The 842-nt window shown below is 59.9% G+C and carries 2 protein-coding genes; both read right to left on the bottom strand.

Features of this window, described 5'->3' with window-relative positions; all coding sequences use genetic code 11:
• On the bottom strand, positions 1-279 hold a 279-nt coding region (locus DPM12_RS22680; RefSeq protein ID WP_146751951.1), incomplete at its 3' end, for a hypothetical protein.
• A gap of 367 nt (positions 280-646) precedes the next feature.
• Positions 647-842 (bottom strand): hypothetical protein (locus DPM12_RS23375; RefSeq protein ID WP_158543016.1); only part of this gene is annotated, 196 nt, incomplete at its 5' end.

The following is an 842-nucleotide window of genomic DNA, read 5'->3' as shown; positions in this document are numbered from 1 at the left end:
CGCCAACGTGTGCACAAACAAACGCAGCCCGGGATCCACCCCCACAATCCGCGTACCATCATCGGACAACACCAGCTCACCTCGATGCTGCGGCAGCCCCGCCACCTCAACAAACCGATCCTCACCCGCATCAAGCACCACAACCCGCTTCGCGCGAGCCCGATCGGGCCGAATCACCACCAGCATCCGCGCCGCCCGCACCAACCCCGGCTCCAGCGACCCACCCACAATCTCCCACGACCGATCAACAACCACACTCACACCCACAAACTCGACCACACACCGAAACCCGGCCGACCACGGCGTCAGCCCCTACGGGGTCACGTCCCTATCATCATGGATCTAAACATGCAGCCAACGGCTGGGCATGCCAGGAACGCGACCATCTCTGACGAAGCTAGGTCTGAATCGGCAACGTGAGCTGCACTCGCCGATGTGGTTACTTCTAGCTTCCATGACCGCCAATAGCTACCCGCAGCCGGGCTGTCGAACTGGTCATCGCTGCCATAGCCGGGCTCAACCTCATTCCTGGATTGCTCATCCTCCAGAACCCAGTTATCCGGTATCGGCCTCGCCGGCAGGGATTCCATTCCAGATACATCACACAGTCAGCATCCAACGTGACACATGCTCATTCGCTGAAGCCCTAGTTGTCCATACCGTCGGCAAGTGCCAGGAAACCCTGCAATACCGCCGCCCTATCTAACACGTCCAGATCAAACACCTGTGGCGCTTCTACTGTGAGCAGTTGCGCGGTCAGCGAACCCGTGTGTGCGGCGTCGGGATCGAACACGATCTGATACGTACCCGACTGCGGCAACACCGCCGGATCAAACACACAG

It is taken from the genome of Phytoactinopolyspora halophila (assembly GCF_003287285.1).
Classification (GTDB): Bacteria; Actinomycetota; Actinomycetes; order Jiangellales; family Jiangellaceae; genus Phytoactinopolyspora_A; species Phytoactinopolyspora_A halophila.
This window is presented reverse-complemented; position numbering and strand designations above follow the sequence as displayed.